The sequence below is a fragment of the Pseudomonas sp. 05T35 genome, assembly GCF_056396605.1.
Genome location: NZ_JBFTLU010000121.1, coordinates 1 through 17999, shown reverse-complemented (window position 1 = coordinate 17999; position 17999 = coordinate 1). Strand labels below are relative to the sequence as shown.

The window sequence follows — 17999 nt, the reverse complement described above, 5'->3', positions numbered from 1 at the left end:
ACCGAAAATATTTTATTCATCAATGAACTGGCGTCGAGCCAACCTCCGAAATCGCATCATCCATGGCGTGATGACGTCTGTTTTTAATTCTCAATAGTCGATATAAAAACCGGCTTGCAAACGACGCCTCGCCTCTAAAACAGCCAGGATTCGATCTTCGTTTTACGCAAGCAACAGTAATCACCAAGAAATTAATAGATCGTATTGTCTCGACATCCCACGGGGATTAAGTTAGGAAATTTCCTGCTGTTTGTAGGAAATTTCCTACCTGATGAAAGCCATACAGCCACGTTTAAACACCAACAGAATGATTTCCATGAAACCACGAATGTAAAATTCAATTGTATGGATCAGACGTCGCGCACCATCAGCGCTACCCCTAGCGAGTCTCGACGATGTACAGATGTAAACMATCGGACTGCAGATCAGTGACTTCCATGAAAGGCCTGATCGACTCGCTATCAGTCATTCGTAAAAGAGATGCCTGTACCACGACGGCGAGTGGTAAAGAAATCGGCAAAAATTGCGCACCTTGCCCGTCATAAATCAATGCGTGGCGAATCTGCGGATTACTCCGGCAGAAGCCGTCGATATCGACGTCAACCGCTATAGCCAACGCGCTGCTGATAATCAACAGGTCGAAGGGCTCAAAAGCATTGCCCATCAGAATGACAACGTCCCCAAGTGACTCCACCGGTGCGATCCGGCGATAGCCCAATTGATTAAGCATCTTCTCTATACTCAAACGCTGAAAGCGTTGATCGTCGGCGACAAAAATTCGTAAATAACGATTCGGCATTGTTAATCACTATCACTTTAAATTTTCAAGACGTGCCTCTGGCAAGAGAGCTGACTAAGCATGTGCGCGTAATGCGAGGCCTGATGGGTTTCATGYATGAACGGTCCTGAAAACTTACAAGACACGTACTCGATGAAGTCGATCAACGAGTTACCAGTAATTAACGGCAGCCATTTGCTGAAGATCCAGCCAATTCAATAAACCCGCCGCCGTCATTGGCCGTGCACACAAGTACCCCTGCCCTTGCGTACACCCAAGCTCCAGTAATACCTGACGCTGCTCTTCAGTTTCGATCCCTTCAACCACCACCCTCATGCCCAACGCTTCGCCAAGTGCCAGGGTGCTGCTGATCACCGCGCGGCAACGCGGCTCCTGCTTGAGCCCGCGAACGAACTCGGCGTCGAGTTTGATTTCATTGAATGGCAACTGACACAGGCGTTGCAGCGACGAAAAACCCGCGCCGAAATCATCGATAGACAGACTGCAACCCATCATTCGCAGGCGCACCAGGCTTTCCAGACTCGACGCTGGCGCCTCAAGCAACCCCGTTTCGGTCAGCTCGAACGCCAGCCCTGAGCCGGGCAGTTCATGGGCGCCTAGCATCGTCTTGATCCTGCACGTGAGTTCGGCATTGACCAGTTGCACAGCGTGCAGATTGAAGGCAATGTTTAGCGCAAATCCCTGCTGAAGTGCCTGCCGCTGAAGCCTCAAGCCTTGTTCCAATTGAAAGAACAGCAAGTCATCCATCAACCCGCAACGCTCGACAATCGGCATGAACACCGAGGGCGGCAGTACGCCTTTGAATGGATGATGCCAACGGGCCAAGGCTTCGACACTGCACACTTCACCGGTCAGCAGGTTGAATTTGGGCTGAAAGTAGGTTTGCAACTGTTGGTCGGCAAGCGCCCGACGTACCTCCTCTTCAGTGGCCAACGCAGCAACAGGAGGCACGACTGGCACGTCAATAGCCTCATTCATGTGTTTTGCCAGCAATAGCTGCAGTGCGCCGAATTGCAAAGGCTTGCTGATATTGCCCAGCAACACCATCCCCAACAACGAAACCCACTGCCCCACCGCCCGACGAACATCCAGCGACAGCGAACTGCTGATGATTATCGACCCAGCAAGACGGGATCCGCCCACGCCCTGTAAAAGTTCCAGGCTGTCCACACCGTCCATGCGCAGGTCACACAGGGTGATATCCACCGGACCGACCTGTTCGAGAATCGCGAGGGCTTGTGCGCTATTGCCGGCAACGAACACCTCCTGGCACCCAGACTGCCAAAGCATGTTGACCGCAATCGAGCGATGGAAGGCGTTGGCGCCAAGAACCAGAACGCGCAATGGGAGCATGGGCATGGAAGCGGCTCACAAAAAAGGAATGAGCCAATTGTCCGGGCTTGGACGCTGGGTATCGTTAGGAAATTTCTCCTTAAATGTAGGAAATTTCCCAGCGTCACGACACTTCGGGCATAGCGACATACCGCCAGGCCATGTTTGTTCTTTGCGAAATTTCCTACAGACATTGGATCGCATCCTTCACTAATGTTCAGCACATCATTGAATGCAACTATCGGCCCACTCCTCCAAGACAGATCCGACATGACGAAAGAACGAAAACAACTACGGATACTACTCAGGCGATACGAAGACAATATCAAGCTACTGACCGCGCATAGTGATTCGTGGCGAGGTGAAGATCGCGTCAGAGGCACCGTAACCCTCCAGCACCTGACGCTGCAAATGGAAAAATTGTTGAAGCAACTGAACAAGCGAAGGGGGCTAAACTAGCGGAGTGATGCTGCCCCGTGTTCTGCAATAGTTACTTTTGTCAAAACTCAACCCGGCCGAGATGATCCAGTTTTTATCTCCCCCAAAGCAGCACACAACAACTAACAGGAAATTTGCAGTGATTGGCGAACCTATGCTCGACCCTCGCGAAGCCATTATTTATGACTTGGAAAAGTCCAAGGCGCAGTTTCTTGCAGCGGGTAATTCTATCCAGAACATTCCGACGGGCGTCAGCGGGGTTTATTCAGTACGGCATGTCACGGGTCATCAAAAAACGCAACAAGCCGGACGGGCAAAACTCGCACCTGCCCTGCGCGAGCATGCTTACGCCGGGCGGACCCTCCGGGCGGCTGCCATCGCCATGAAGTTGAGAGTCGATCGCGCGCAGCTGATCGCGAAAGAAAATGGCATTGTTTTCAGCGGCGCATAGCAAATGACTGGGCATCAGGTACTTCCCGCAAACCTCTCACTGGCTATCAACATCTGCAATCAACTGCGATAACACGAAGAGTCGGGATCGCCCCACTCACATCCAGATCTACATTGTCGGATCAGCGATGCACTGCGCCAGCGTTTGTGCCAAACATTCCATCGCCTGCAGTAACGCATCCACCACCTCCGTCAACTCGACAGCGTCCGCTCGTATACAGGCTGCTTCCAACTGCTCGCAGCACAAAATCAAATTGCACGCCTTGATGATTCGCGCGCCGCCTTTGACCCGATGGGCCAGATCGGAAAGAGCCGACAAGTCGTGCTCGCCGAACAGTTTGATCAGCCGCAACATGTCCCCTTCGTTGCTGCTGACTAGATTGCCAAGCAACGTATTGATCGCGGTGCGATCGCCACGGGTCAGTTGCTGCAAACTGCTCAGATCGATGTCGCCCTCGATCTCAAGCACCTTTGCGCCAAGCGGCAATGAGTCAGCGCCGGGCTGTACCAAGGCAAGTCGGGCACTCAAATCACTGAGGCCGATAGGTTTGAACAAACAATCATCCATACCTTCTGCCAGGCAGCGTTCCTTTTCCTCGGACTGGGCATTGGCAGTGAACCCCAGGATCAAGCAAGGTTCAGCGCCCGAAGCTTTTTCCTCGTCACGAATGGCCCGCGTCAGCTCGTAACCGTTCATGACGGGCATGTTGCAATCGGTGATAACCACATCAAAGTTGCCGTTGCGCCAGGCACGCAGACCGTGGGCACCGTCTTCGGCGTCGCTGACACTGTGACCGAGGTAACTCAATTGTTGGGAGAGCAGCAAACGGTTCGCCGGATAATCGTCGATCACCAGGATGTTGAGCAGCCACGCCGGCGACACCAGTTCGGCCGCCGGCAACTCGGCAGCAGGCACGGGTTGCAAGACAAGCAGGTCGAGGCATATATCAATCTGCGTGCCCTTGCCCAGTGCACTGGTCAGTTGCAATTGACCTTGCATCATTTCACACAGAGTACGACTGATAACCAGGCCCAGCCCAGAACCGCCCCGCGCCGACTGGTGATTATTGCTGGCCTGGCCGAAAGGGTTGAACAAAAGCTTCAGATCCGCAGCGGAAATACCGATGCCGGAATCCTTGACTTGCACATGAATCGCCAACCGCTCGCCGCACACGCCGGGCGCAGCCTGCACGCTCAACCGCACCTCGCCTTCGTCGGTAAACTTGATCGCGTTGCTCAGCAGGTTGGAAAGAATCTGTTTGAAGCGCAGCGGATCGATCAACACATCGAGATTGGCCTTGAGGTCGAAATCCAGCAATAGCCGCAAACCTTTTTGTCGTGCCACCCCTTCGAACATACGCACCACCGATTCGACCAACTCCCGCAAGCTGGCTCGTTGCGGGGCCAAAGACAGGCGACCGGACTCAATACGTGCGATATCGAGAATGTCGCCGATCAGGTCCAGCAGCCCCCGCGCAGCGCCAGAGGCGACTTCGATCGCGAACCGGTCCATAACGCCTTGGTCCGCCCTCTTCATCGCCAGCTCGAGCATGCCGATCACGGCATTCATCGGGGTACGGATTTCATGGCTCATGGTTGCCAGGAAGGTGGTCTTCGCCCGGTTGGCGTCATCGGCATTTTTCTTGGCATTCTGCAGTTGCTCCAACAGACGCTGGCGATCGCTGATATCGATCCAGCCGGCAATGATACCGGCGACCACGCCGTCACTTGTGTGATACGGCAACATCCAGTGATACACCGCGTGTGTTGTTCCGTTTTTTCGGGTGATGACGCGATCCTGGATCCATCGCGTACCGTTTTCCATCACCTTCATGTATTCGTCCTGATAGGCCTGAGCGTCGGCATTACTGAGCAATACGCTGTCGGTAATCTGCTTGCCCATGACCGTATCGAGTGAGACCCCGAGCACGTCGAGATAAGCAGTATTGCAACTCACCAGTCGCCCTTGACGGTCACGTACATAAATCGGGTGAGGGGTGCCGTCGATCAAGGCGCGCATGAACGCCATCTGATCATTGAGCGCTAACTCGGCCTTTTCGCGCTTGGATATCAATTGCCGCAAGTACACGATCCAACCCACGGCCACCATCAACAACAATGTGAAAAGGATAAAACCCTGAATGACCGCTGATCTATGTTGCTTCCAGTTTTCACTATCGATCACCACGTCGCGGTGCCAACGGCTTGTTAACTCATCCATTTCTTCCGGAGGAATGCTTTGTAGGGCTTTATCAAGGATCGAATATAGTTCCAGCGCCCCTCGGTCGGTGGCGAAGCCTGTCTGGGACGACTGCAAACCGACGATACCGGCCGCACGCAAGCGGTCGCGGTATTTGCGCAGGATCAAGTAACGTCCGTTGACCAGCGAATTGATGGCACCGTCCACCTCCCCCCTCGCCACCAACGCCATGGCCTCGGCTGAAGTCGTTGTCTCGATCACCTCAATGCCCGGGAAGTTTTTGCTGACGAAATCACGAAGCGCATTACCGCGCCTGAGTGCCAGTTTTTTTCCGACCATGTCCTCCAGTTTTTCTGGATTGCCGAACTCGTCCCGAGTGATCAGGACAAACGGGTTGGTCAGATAAGGCCGAGTGAATCGCAGCTCGCTTTCTCGTTCAGTACTGGGATTGAACGCCGCCATCAGATCGGCATTACCGCCCCTGATCTGCTCGATTAACCTTTCCATCGAGTTATCGCGCAGCACATCGAATTTCAAACCGGTTCGCTGGCTGACCTTGGCCAAAACCTCGGCACTGATGCCCCGGAACTCACCCTGCTCATCGAAGAAAGAGATGGGGGCAAGGGTATCGTTGACCGCCACTCTCAGACGAGGGTGTTTATTCAGCCAACGTTGTTCAGCCGCACTGAACTGAAGTGGGTGATGGTTGGAGATGCTCATGTCACCCGCACTCCAGCGACCCAGGATTGTCGTGCGATCTGTTATTGGGATCACCGCCAACGCGGTATTGACGATGTGCAGCAAACGATGATTGCTCTGACGCACGGCGAAGGAGAAATGCGTGGTGTGCCCATCCGGCAACGTCGTCAGGCGGACATCATTCAGGAAGTATTTATTGACCAGATAGTGGGTACTGATGGCATCACCCAAGTAGGCATCCGCCTGACCAAACGCCACGGCACCGATTGCGCTCTGGGCTGCAGGGTAAAACTTTAGCTCAGCCCCGGGATAGACCGCAGTGACTGTTGCCGTTGGCTGATAGTGCTCAAGCAGGCCCAGGCGACTGCCCGCCAAGTCTGGCGCCAACACCTGGCCGACGCCATTACGGGTTACCAGCGCCGACGGCGCATCCGCATAGGCACTGGTCAGAGCAACCTCTGGATCTGCCGCATCGCAACTATTGGCAGTGCCCACCAGATCCAGCTCACCGAGCCTGAGTGCTTGTATCATCTCGGCTCGAGACTCATAAAGACGAACCTCGATTTTCGTGTGCAAAATAGTGGCCAGCAGTTCGGCATAATCCGCCGTGATTCCCCCGTAATCCTGACCACTGTTGATCATATCAAAAGGCGCATAGTCCGGAGCCGACACGCCCAGGCGCAGTGATCTCTTGTTGCGCAACCAACGCCAGTCCGTATCGTCCAGAACGACGGCATAGCTCTCGCCATTTGAACGGCCGAAGAGGTTCAGCGATTGCACCTCAGCCTGTGCTGTCGAAACACTCCCCAACTGACCGAGCAAAATGACTGCAAGCAGATGGTGACGCAGAAGAGTTTTCATTTAGATCAGATTATTGCGCTTGGCAAAGTCGGCTAGATAAACCACCGACTTCACATTGAGCTTTTCAATCAGACGGGTTTTATACGTACTGACGGTCTTGTTGCTTAACAACATGGCATCGCCGATTTCCTTGTTACTCAGGCCTCGGGCAAGTTGCTGCAAAATCATTAGTTCACGATCGGACAGCCCCCGAATCATCTCCAGTTCAGTGGAATCAATATCGCTTCGGCGTACGGAATTGCCTGCCAGGTTTGGAAAAAACGTATAGCCAGCCATAAGCGCCTTGATCGCTTTGCTCAATTCGCTCAATTCATCGGTTTTCGAGATGTAGCCGGCAGCGCCCGCCTTCATGCAGCGCATGGCATAAAAGGCCGCGGACTGGGAGGTCAATACCAGAATCTTGCTGGATAGCTTCAGCGCGCTAATTCGGTTGATGACTTCCAGCCCGTCCAGGCTTGGAATGGCAATGTCCAGCCGGAAGGGTCATGCGTCGAAAGAGTATGGATCAAATCACCAACTGATGTAGCCGACATCACTACGTAATCCAGCAGCCATATCGAAATATTTCAGACCCTGCGACCGACGTTTTTAAGCAGGTAATTCAGGGTTTTGTAACCACTGTATGAACCGTTGGGGATCCATTGGACGAGCCAAGTGAAAACCCTGACCAAATGAGCAGCCCATCTCCACTAACCCATCCCGGATAACCTGGCTGCTGACGCCCTCGATCACCAGACTCTTGTTCAGCACCCGGGCCAGCGCCACGGTGCTGGTGACCATCGCCCTGGTGCGCGGATCACCAATGGACCGTACGAGTTGCCCATCGAGTTTGAGTTGGTTGAACGGCAGTTGGCAGAGCAGTGTCAGCGAGGAAAAACCCATGCCGAAATCATCGATCGAAAGGCGGCACCCCATCATGCGCAGGCGCAGCAGATTTTTTCGGGTCACCCGAGGGATGTCGAGCAAACCGTTTTCAGCGACTTCGAACAACAACGTCGATCCCGGGAAGTCATGGCACTTCAAAACGTGATGAATGTGGTCAATCAGGTCATTGCGGGCCAGTTGCGAGGCATGAAGATTGAACGCCAGTTCCAGTTCCAGGCCCGACTGGCGCAAGACACGCAGCAGACTCATCCCTTGTTCTAGCATTTGTTTGAGCATTTCATCGATCAGGTCATAGGCCAGCACAGCTGCCAGAAAGTCTTTGGGCAATAGCAGACCTCTGATCGGGTGTTCCCAACGCGCTAACGCTTCAGCCCCGGCCAATGCGGCGCTGTTCATCTCGAACTTGGGTTGGAACCAGGCTTTGAACTCACCCAAAGCCAGGCCCCGACGGACATCCCTTTCGCTGGGTAGTCGGTACAGCGGTGACGGATCGGCTTCCGGCGACAGGGACCGTTGACCATATTGGTGCAAGATGCTTTGCAGCTTATACAACTGCGTAGGCTTGCTCAGGACACCGAGTAACTGCAACCCCGAAAAGCAGGTCATATGTTCGACTGCGCGGTGCAACTCTGGCTGCAATTCACTGCACAGGGCGACAGCGCGAACCATGCCGTTCTGCCCGACACTGTGTAGAAAGTCCAGGCAGTTAAGGTCGCAGAGCACAATATCAACGCCCCCCATCTGGTGTATTTGCGCCATCGCCACTTCGCTGTTATCAGCCTGCAATATGTCGTTGATGCCCAGACGTTGCAGAGCTGTGACCAACACCCCCCGTCGAAACGAGTGTTTTTCTAAAACGAGAACGCTAGGGGAGTCCATCTTGCCAGTTACCCTGCCGATTACGTGAGGCAGAAATTTTGGCAACTTCATCTAACTGCAAGCGAAGGATTTATCTCCTTGATCTGTAGGAAATTTCCGAGTGTCCGTCCTGGACACCTTGAAGCGGAGATGTCCTCACGTCAGTGATTTATGCGCAACGGATACAGCTGTTCGTCGAACTGCGACAACCGCGGGAATTCCAGCGGTTGTTCATCGTCAAGGTGCTCCAGGCGCAGGCGGTAATCTTCCAGAAACGCCTGGCGCGCCTCATCGCTGATGTAAGGCACATGCCAGGCCACGAACGGTTCCAGCACTTCAAACCCGACGTAGGCCAGCGTGCCGCGCAGGATCGGCCGCAGCATGTCCTGCAGGGGGCCGTGAATCGCATCCTCGCCGAACATATGCTCGCGACCGCCAAGGGTCACGCTCACCAAKGCTTTCTTGCCGCTCAACCCGCCCTGATCGTAAAAACGCTTGCCGCCGTAGCAGACACCGGACACCAGCACCCGGTCGATCCAGCCCTTGAGCATGGCCGGGGCGGAGAACCAGAAAATCGGGAAGTTGAGGATCAGCAAGTCCGCCCACAGCAGTTTGTCGAGTTCCGACTGGATATCCGCCGCCAGCGACTGGCTCTTCACGCCCAAGCGTTGCTCCAGCGCATAGACCAGATACTCCGGGTTCTCCCGCGAAGAAAAGTCATCGGCGCTAGCTACGGGGTTCCAGTTCATTGCGTACAGGTCACTGACCTGGACCTCATGCCCTTGGGCTTCAAGGGTGGCGACAGCCTGGTCACGCAGCGCAGCGGTAAAGGATTTCGGCTCCGGATGGGCGTGGACGATCAGTACTTTCATGGCAATTCCTTGGAGGTTTGCACGCTGTGTGTTCGAAGGCAGTAAAGGGTACGTGGACTCATCGCGAGATCACACCTGGATCGCCTTCACTTCGACAAATTCGTTGAGCCCTTCCTCCCCCCATTCGCGGCCGTTGCCTGATTGTTTGTAACCACCGAACGGCGCCTGATAATTGAACGCCGCACCATTGAGGAAACACTGGCCCGCCCGCAATTGCCGGGCGAGCTGCAAGGCGCGGTCAGCGCTGCCGGCCCAAACACCGCTGGACAGACCGAACGGCGAGTCGTTGGCGATCTGAATCGCCTGTGCCTCATCGGCATAGGGAATCAGGCACAGCACCGGGCCGAAGATTTCTTCCTGAGCGATGCGCATCCGGTTGTCGACATCGGCGAACAGCGTCGGGCTGACGTAGTAACCGCGCTCGAACGCCTGCGCCGTGTCACCGCCACACACCAGCCGCGCGCCTTCCTGCTGACCGACCTGAATGTAGTCGCGCACGGTACGCCGTTGGGCCGCCGAACACATCGGCCCGAGGAAGCTGTGCGGGTCGAGCGGATCGCCCATGCGCAAACTCAAGGTTTCTGCCAGCGCCAGCTCCACCGCCTCGGCGTAACGGCTGGCCGGCAGCAACATGCGGGTCAACGCGGTACAGGTCTGCCCGGAGTTGATCATCACGTCCTGCACACCGTAGCGCACCGCGGCGGCCAGGTCCGCGTCCTCGGCAATCAGCAGCGGCGACTTGCCGCCCAGCTCCAGGCAGACGCGCTTCACCGACGGTGCCGCTGCTTGCGCCACTCGCACGCCGGCGCCGGTGGAACCGGTGAACGACACCATGTCCACGTCCGGGTGTTTAGCCAGTGCTTCACCGACCTTCGAACCCGGCCCGCTGACAAGGTTGAACACCCCGGCCGGCAAGCCGATGGCCTCGATCATCTGCGCCAGTAAAAACGCGTGCAGCGGGGTTTCCTGACTCGGCTTGACCACCACCGTGCAACCAGCGGCCAGCGCCGGTGCGAGCTTGCCGATCAGTTGATGCAGCGGGTAGTTCCATGGATTGATGAAGGCGCAGACGCCCACCGGTTCGCGAATCACCAGCGAATTGCCGACCTCGCGCACTTCATCCATCAAGCCGGCGAGTTCGACGTATTGCTCCAGCCCGATGATTGGCCCGTCCACCTGAACCGAACGGCACCATTGCACCGGCATTCCCAGTTCGGCGGTGATCACCGCCGCCATTTCGTCGGCCCGTGCGCGCAACTGCTCGGCAAGGGCTCGGATGTAGCCGGCGCGTACGCTGGATGGTGTCCGCGACCAAGTACTGAAAGCCCGACGTGCTGCGGCCACGGCGTTCTCGACATCGCGCTCATTACCCAATGGCACCGAACCTGCCACTTCCTCGGTGGCCGGGTTGATCACCTCGGCGATGCCCTGCCCCGACGGCATTTGCCAGCGACCATCAATAAACAGCGCCGTGTGGTTATGCATGGAGTTGGGCCTCCATCAGTTCACTGGCACACCGGGCAATCCGCTGGCAGGCATCGCGCAACGGTTCTGCTCCCACCACCAGTCCCAGACGAATATGCCCGGCAGCACTCGGGCCGAACGCTTCACCGGCCAGCACCGACACGCCATGCCGGTCGAGCAAACGATCGGCGAACGCCTGGGCGCTAAGCCCGGTTTCGCGAATATCGACCATCACGAACATCCCGCCATCCGGCTTCAACGGCCGCACACCGGGACAATCGGCCAGGGATTCGCAGACCAGGTCGCGGCGCTGGCGATAGGCATCGCGCATGGCGGCCAGCTCCGGCAAGTTGCTTTCCAGCGCCACGACGGCGGCGTCCTGAACGAAGTCCGGCGAGCCGTAAAGCATGCACAGCGCGAGGTTCTCCAGATGCGCCGCGAGGGATGGCGGCGCCACCACCCAGCCGACGCGCCAACCGGTCATGGCGTGGGATTTCGACAGGCTGTTGAGCGTCGCGGTGCGCTCGGCCATGCCTGGCAAACTGGCCGGGCTGACGTGTTCGCCCTCAAACAGCAGCTCGCTGTAGACCTCATCGGAAATCAGCCATAGGTCGTGGGCGATGCACAGTTCGGCCAACGCCTGCCAGGTGGTGCGCGGCAGGCTGGCGCCCGACGGGTTGTGCGGGCTGTTCAGCGCCAGCGCCCGAGTGCGCGGGGTGATGCGGGCGGCAACGTCTTCGGGCAGTACCCGAAAACCGTTCTCGGAACGCACCGGCACCGGAATCACCACAGCGCCGCAAGCACCGARCACCGCTTCATAAGTGACGTACATCGGCTCGGCGACAATCACTTCATCGCCCGGGTTGAGCACGCACTGGGCGACGCTGAACAGCGCACATTGCGCCCCGGCCAGCACCGTGACCTGATCGGCCGAAACCTGCTGGCCGCTGCGTTGCTGATGACGCTTGGCGATGCTTTCACGCAGCGTGCGTTTACCACGCACTTCGGCGTAGTGGGTGTTGCCGGACAACAGGCTGTCGATAGCCGCCTGCACGATCGGCACCGGGGTATCGAAATCCGGGTCGCCTACCGACAGCAGCAGAATGTCTTCGCCCCGTTCTTGCAGCGCCAGTGCGCGGTAATGAATGTCCCAGGCGGCGGCGCCGTCACCGGCGATACGTTGAGTCAGATCGGAAAAGCGCATGGCCCCATCCCCTTTTAAAAAAGCCCCGCAACAATGTTTGAAAGTCAGTGCGCGCACGCATGCTTGAGTTCGATCAGGGTCACGCCGTTGCGTTTGAAGCCGTGGCGCAAATCGGTTTGCAGCTCAGCCAGACTCTGCGGCTGGCTCACGCTGCAGCCGAACGCCCGGCCAAGGGCGGCGAAGTCCGGGTTGCGCGGCAGTACGCCAATCGGTTCGATATCCAGCCCGAGCATGTCGTCGCGAATCTGCCCCAGCGCGTCGTTGTTCCACAGCAGCACCACCAGCGGGCTGTCCAGCTCCTCGACGGCAGTCGCCAGCTCCTGCGCGGTGTAGAGAAAACCGCCATCGCCAACCAGCACCAGCCCTGGCCGTTGCGGCGCACCGAACTTGGCGCCGATTCCCGCCGGCAAGCCATACCCCAGCGTGCCGTAGCCGGTCGGATGCAGCCAACTACGCGGCGCCAGGCTGTTGAAGGCGTAGTTGCCGGTGTAGGCCAGTTGGGTCATGTCGGTGCTGATGAACGCGTTGTCCGGCAGCTCAGCGGCGATACGCTCAAGAATCGCCTGATGAATCGACTGTAACGGACCGTGGCCGGCCTGCACCGCTTCTCGCAAAGCAGCCACTGCCGCTATAGGCGCACTGGCATCGCGGGTGTCGGGCGACAGGCGCTCCAGCAACGCCGCCAGGGTTTGTTGCGCATCGCCCTGCAACGCCACCACGCATGGGTAGAAGTCGTTGAACTTGCGCGGATCGATGTCCACGCGCAGCAGTTCGGCATTCAGCGGCAGGCGCTCGCGCCAGAAGTCGGTGTCGGCCATTTCGGTGCCGACGGCCAGCACCACGTCGGCTTCGGCGATCAGTTGCCAACCCGGTTCCACGCACAGGGTCGAGCCGGCATTGAGCGGCGCATCCGGCGGCAACAAGCCTTTGCCGGCGACGCTGGTGAAAAACGGCGCAGCCAGCCGGGTGCTAATGCTCTGAAGTTCTTGCGCCGCGTTCAGCGCGCCGCCACCGGCAATGATCATCGGACGCTTGGCCGCCTGCAGCTTGGCCACCGCTTGATCCAGCGCAGTCGCTGCCGGTACGCCGCGTCCGGGGCGACGCACCACTTCATGACTCCAGTCGCGAGAGACCTGCGCTGACAGCACATCCAGCGGCACAGAGATGTGTACCGGCCGTGGCCGTTCGCTGTCGAACACCGCATAGGCACGGGCGATTAGCTCCGGCAGGTCCTCGGTGCTCAGYGCCACCGCCGAGAACGCGGTGATCGGCGCAGTCATGGCGCGCTGGTCCTGGGTTTCGTGCAGGCAACCCCAGCCCTTGCCGAGGCTGGCGGTGTGGTTGACGCTGGAAATCACCAGCATCGGAATCGAGTCGGCATAAGCCTGACCGATGCCGGTCGCGGCGTTGGTCACGCCCGGCCCGGTGATAATGAAGCACACGCCGGGTTTGCCGCTGACCCGCGCATAACCGTCGGCCATGAAACTGGCGCCTTGCTCGTGTCGGGTCAACACGTGGCGAATGCCGCTGCCGGGCAGGCCGCGATACAGCTCCAGAGTGTGCACCCCGGGAATCCCGAATACGGTATCGACGCCGTAGTTGGCCAGCAGACGTACCAGCGCCTGGCCGCCGGTCAAAGTCGTGGTTTGCATGTTCATATCCTCACTTGTGGCCGAGGCGAATCAACGCATCGACCGCTGTCGTGCCGTGGGCACCGACCAACAATGGGTTCACATCGAGTTCCAGCAACTGCCCGGCGTTTTCGCAGGCGTAATCGGCCACGGCACGAATCGCCGCCACCAATGCGTCCAGATCTGCCGCTTCACGACCGCGAAAACCTTGCAGCAACGCGGCACTGCGCAGACTCAACAACGCCTTGCGAATCGCGCCATCGGTGGTCGGCAGCAGCAGACTGCGGCTGTCCTTGAGCAACTCCACCAGAATCCCGCCGGCACCGATCACCAAGGCCAGGCCAAAGTCGTTTTCTCGCTTGATGCCGACGATCAGTTCGGCCAGTAGCGATGTAGCCATGGGCTCCAGCAGCACCCGATCGAACGGCACATTCGGTGCGTAATCGGCAATGCTCGAACGCATCTTTTCCAGCGCGGCACTCAGAGCCGCGCCATCCTTGAGGTTGAGCGCCACGGCGCCGGCTTCGGTTTTGTGCGGCAATTGCGCGCTGAGCGCCTTCAGCACCAAGGGATAACCCAGCACATCGGCGTCATTCAGCGCCTGGTCCGGGGTGCTCAGCACGCCGTTTGGAGTCGGCAGGCCAAACGCACGCAAGGCCTGTTTGGAGTCCCACTCATTGAGCAACTGGCCTTCACCGTCCAGCGCCTGCGGACACAGCGGCACCAGCGCCGATTCACCAAGGGCCAGCAACGCCTGGCGATTGCGCTGATAACCGGCGATTCGGCCCCACGCAGCCAGCCCGTCTTCAACGCCTTGCAACGCAGCCACACCTTGAGCGTGCAACCGCTCGCGGGCACTGGCCGGTAACAGTTCGGGAAAGGCCGAGGTGACGAAACCGGTCTTGCCGTGACGGACCAACGCCTGGCAGTACAGCTCAAGCAGCAAGTCGCACTCTTTGCGCTCGCCGGTGAACTCCGCCGGATAGTCCAGCACCAGCATCGCCGCATCGGCTTCAGTGCGCAGGGCGCTGTCGAGCATGCGGTTCAAGGCCTCACCGTCGCCCCAAATGGCCGTGGTGAAATCCAGCGGATTGACCAGGTTGGCGTAGCTCGGCAACACCTGCGCCAGCTCATCGGTTTGACGCTCATCAAGCTTGGGCAGGCTCAGGTCGTTACGTTCGGCATAGTCGGCAATCAGCCCCGCATCGCCGCCCGAACAGGCCAGCGCAATCAGGCTGTTGCCCGCCGGCAGCTTGCCGCACGCCGCAGCCTTGAGGGTTTCGACAAAACTCACCGGGCCACTGACGCGGATCACCCCAAGCCGTGCAAACAGGCTGTCGTACAGCGTATCGGAGCCCGATAGCGAGCTGGTGTGACTGAGGGCCAGTTCGGCACCGATCTGCGACACGCCGGTTTTCAAGGCGATAATCGGAATGCCCTTCTCCAGCGCCTTGTGCGCCGCACGGGCGAAACCGGGAACATTTTTCAGACCCTCCAGATGCAAGCCGATGGCAGTGACCCGAGGCTCGTCGAGCAACACGTCCATCAATTCGGCAATACCGAGTTGCGCCTGATTGCCGACCGAGGCCATGTAAGCCACCGGCAGCGAACGATCGCTCATCGACAGGTTGTAAGCGAAGTTGCCGCTCTGGGTCAGCACCGCAACGCCCTGCTCCACCGGCTTTCCGCCGTGAGCCACCGGCCACAACGCCGCACTGTGCAGATAATCCAGCAAGCCGTAGCAGTTAGGTCCGAGCAGGGCCATGTTGCCGGCAACCTTCAGTAACTGTTGTTGCAGTGCCTGACCTTCAGCACCGATCTCGGCAAAACCGGAGGCGTAGCAAATCACCCCGCCCGCACCTTTGGCGGCCAGTTCGGCGACGCAGGTCAGGGTCAGTTCACGGTTGGTCGCAACGAACACCGCGTCCGGACCGCACGGCAGTTCGGCGATGCTGCGCACACACGGCACGCCTTCAAGGCTTTCATGTCGCGGGTTAACCAGCCACAGTTGCCCAAAGTAGCCACCTTCAGCGCAACGCTTGAGGGCCCGAGCCATGCTGCGGCCACCGACAAACGCCAGATGGCGCGGCGCGAGCAGGCGTTTGAGATTGTCACGAATCGTCTGGGACATCGGTATTCTCCGGGGCGATCAGCGCAACAGCGGCCGCAGCAGTTCGCGGGAAATGATGTGGCGCTGGATTTCCGAAGTGCCCTCCCAGATCCGCTCGATCCGCGCGTTACGCCAGATGCGCTCCACCGGCCCTTCATCCATCAGGCCCATGCCACCAAAAATCTGCACCGCCTCATCGGCCGCCCGACCGAGCACTTCACTGGCGAACAGCTTGGCCATTCCGGCCTCGCCATCGGTCATCGTGCCTTGATCCATCTTCCACGCCGTGTGCAAGGTCAGCAGTTCAGCCGCGCGGATCTGCGTGGCCATGTCGGCCAACTTGAACGACACACCCTGATAGGTGCCGATTGGCTGGCCGAACTGCTTGCGATCCGCGGCCCATTGCAATGACACGTCGAGTGCACGCTGGGCCTGACCAACGCAGTTGGCCGCGACCATCACCCGCCCGGCCGTCAGCCAGGCGTTGGCCACTTCCCAACCCTTGCCGACTTCGCCGAGTACTTTGGAGGCCGGTACGCGGCAATCGTCGAAGAACATTTCGAAGGTGTGGTAACCGCGGTTGCTCACGCACTTCGGCCCACGGCGAATGGTCATACCCGGGGTGTCGCGATCTACCAGGAACGAGGTCACCGCGTTGCGCTTGCGGCCGTTGTGTTCGTAGGTGTCGGTGACTGCGAAAACGATGGCGAAATCGGCGTGCCCGGCGTGGCTGATGAAGTGCTTGCTGCCGTTCAGCACGAAGTCATCACCGTCACGCACCGCACGGGTCTTGATCGCGTTGGCATCGGAACCGGCGCCCGGTTCGGTCAGCGCGAAGCAGTCGATCTTCTCGCCCTGAATGCACGGCAGCAGGTAATCGTTGATTTGCTGGCCGGTGCAGGCCATGAGGATTTTCGACGGCCGAGCGACAAACACATGCAGCGCCCAGGAAACCTTGGACAGCTCCCGCTCGATCAGCGCCTGGGACAGGTAATCGAGACCGCCGCCACCGACTTCTTCAGGCATGTTGAAGGCATAGAAGCCCGCCGCGATGGCCTTGCCGCGAATCTGTGCCGCCAGCTCCGGGGAGACTTCGTCGGCACGATCGACCGCTTCTTCATGGGGCAGCAGTTCCTTGGCGACAAAGCTGCGGACCGCGTCCACCAACATTTCTTGTTCTTGGGTCAGCTGGAAATTCATGGTGTTACCTGTTGTTCGTTCACTGAATAGATGAGCGGCGTGGGTCTACTTGCCGACAAACTGTGGCGGACGCTTTTCCATGGCCGCGCGCAAAGCTTCGGCGCCGTCTTCGCTGCGACCGCAGAGCAAGCCCGCCGCCAGTTCGGCTTGCAGTTGTTCCGGCAGGCTGCGCTGGGCACCTTCGCGCATGAGCTTCTTGGTCTGGGCAAACGCGAAGGTCGGGCCGTTGGCCAGGCGCGTGGCCAATTCATTGGCGGCGCCGAGCAGTTGTTCGTCAGCGCAGACTTCGCTGACCAGTCCCGCTGCCAAGGCGCGATCGGCGCCCCACAACTCGTCGAGAAACAGCAGGCGTTTGGCTTGTTCGGTACCGATCAGCCGTGGCAGATGCCAGCTGGCACCGGCGTCCGGCGAATACGCCATGCTGGTGTAGCCGGCCTTGAACCGCGTCGATTGCCCGGCGATGCGCAGGTCGCAGCACAGCGTCAGGTCCATCCCGGCGCCGACGGCAGTGCCGTTGATCGCTGCGATGGTTGGTTTGTCCAGGCTGTACAGCCGGCTCATCAGCGCATGGGCGGTTTCGGTCCAGCCGTAGCTTTCCAGCGCTCCACGGGCTTCGGCTTCGGCCCACTCGGCAAGGTCGGCGCCGGCGCAGAAACTGCGGCCGCTACCGGTCAATACAACAACCCGAACGGCCGGGTCGGCATTGAAGTCATCCAGTAAGGCGTGAAGATTTTTCAGGGTTGGAATGTCCAGCGCATTGCGCTGTGCAGTGCGATTGAGGGTGATCCAGGCAACGCCCGCTTCGACCTGACTGAGCAGAGAAGATTGAGTAGTCATGCGAGTCCTCGAATTATTGTGTTTGGCATGAGGTGATGCGACTTGAGGTCATACTAAACGAGTGTTCAGCAAGACGGCAATCTGCGAGGAAATTGGCTGTAACAGCCTTAAAAGATCTTTAAATAATTGTTTCTATTGAATATTTTCCTACCTCTTGGC

The 17999-nt window shown here is 58.5% G+C and carries 12 protein-coding genes and 1 pseudogene; 1 reads left to right on the top strand and 12 read right to left on the bottom strand.

Features of this window, described 5'->3' with window-relative positions; all coding sequences use genetic code 11:
- Window positions 1-379 precede the first annotated feature (379 nt).
- Entirely contained in the window at window positions 380-799 is a 420-nt protein-coding gene (locus tag AC1DH9_RS12110; protein ID WP_477808223.1) for a response regulator, read from the bottom strand.
- 150 nt (window positions 800-949) lie between these two features.
- Complete coding sequence (locus AC1DH9_RS12105) at window positions 950-2158, bottom strand: EAL domain-containing response regulator (RefSeq protein ID WP_427546432.1); 1209 nt, start codon at window positions 2156-2158, stop codon at window positions 950-952.
- Between the two features lie 469 nt (window positions 2159-2627).
- On the opposite strand from AC1DH9_RS12105, the gene AC1DH9_RS12100 reads away from it, so the two are divergent.
- Window positions 2628-3020 carry a hypothetical protein gene (locus AC1DH9_RS12100; protein WP_427546429.1) on the top strand — a complete coding sequence of 131 codons (393 nt, stop codon included), beginning with the start codon at window positions 2628-2630 and terminating at the stop codon, window positions 3018-3020.
- A gap of 108 nt (window positions 3021-3128) precedes the next feature.
- Here AC1DH9_RS12100 and AC1DH9_RS12095 read toward each other — a convergent pair whose 3' ends face one another.
- The 10 genes and pseudogenes from AC1DH9_RS12095 to AC1DH9_RS12050 all read right to left on the bottom strand — a co-directional run bounded on the left by AC1DH9_RS12095 (window position 3129) and on the right by AC1DH9_RS12050 (window position 17840).
- Window positions 3129-6779, bottom strand: a complete 3651-nt coding sequence (locus tag AC1DH9_RS12095; RefSeq protein ID WP_427546427.1) for a transporter substrate-binding domain-containing protein — start codon at window positions 6777-6779, stop codon at window positions 3129-3131.
- Window positions 6780-7253, bottom strand: a pseudogene (locus AC1DH9_RS12090) (LuxR C-terminal-related transcriptional regulator); the annotation flags it as partial.
- A 114-nt stretch (window positions 7254-7367) separates the two neighbouring features.
- Window positions 7368-8492: an EAL domain-containing response regulator gene (locus AC1DH9_RS12085; protein ID WP_427546421.1), complete on the bottom strand. Its 1125-nt coding sequence runs from the start codon at window positions 8490-8492 to the stop codon at window positions 7368-7370.
- Window positions 8493-8683: 191 nt separating this feature from the next.
- Window positions 8684-9394, bottom strand: coding sequence for an NAD(P)H-dependent oxidoreductase (locus tag AC1DH9_RS12080; RefSeq protein ID WP_427546418.1), 711 nt, complete (start codon window positions 9392-9394; stop codon window positions 8684-8686).
- Window positions 9395-9463: 69 nt separating this feature from the next.
- Window positions 9464-10879, bottom strand: coding sequence for an aldehyde dehydrogenase family protein (locus AC1DH9_RS12075; protein WP_427546415.1), 1416 nt, complete (start codon window positions 10877-10879; stop codon window positions 9464-9466).
- Window positions 10872-12062, bottom strand: a complete 1191-nt coding sequence (locus AC1DH9_RS12070; protein WP_477808222.1) for a pyridoxal phosphate-dependent aminotransferase — start codon at window positions 12060-12062, stop codon at window positions 10872-10874. Before AC1DH9_RS12070 ends, AC1DH9_RS12075 begins: the two co-directional genes overlap by 8 nt.
- Window positions 12063-12106: 44 nt before the next feature.
- Window positions 12107-13714, bottom strand: a complete 1608-nt coding sequence (locus AC1DH9_RS12065; protein ID WP_427546409.1) for a 5-guanidino-2-oxopentanoate decarboxylase — start codon at window positions 13712-13714, stop codon at window positions 12107-12109.
- A 10-nt stretch (window positions 13715-13724) separates the two neighbouring features.
- Window positions 13725-15824, bottom strand: coding sequence for an acetate--CoA ligase family protein (locus AC1DH9_RS12060; protein ID WP_427546406.1), 2100 nt, complete (start codon window positions 15822-15824; stop codon window positions 13725-13727).
- Window positions 15825-15842: 18 nt separating this feature from the next.
- The gene (locus tag AC1DH9_RS12055; RefSeq protein WP_054597340.1) at window positions 15843-17003 is read right to left on the bottom strand and encodes an acyl-CoA dehydrogenase family protein; all 1161 of its coding nucleotides are present in this window, start codon (window positions 17001-17003) and stop codon (window positions 15843-15845) included.
- Window positions 17004-17048: 45 nt separating this feature from the next.
- On the bottom strand, window positions 17049-17840 hold the full coding sequence (locus AC1DH9_RS12050) for an enoyl-CoA hydratase/isomerase family protein (protein ID WP_427546402.1): 792 nt from the start codon (window positions 17838-17840) through the stop codon (window positions 17049-17051).
- Between the last annotated feature and the right edge of the window lie 159 nt (window positions 17841-17999).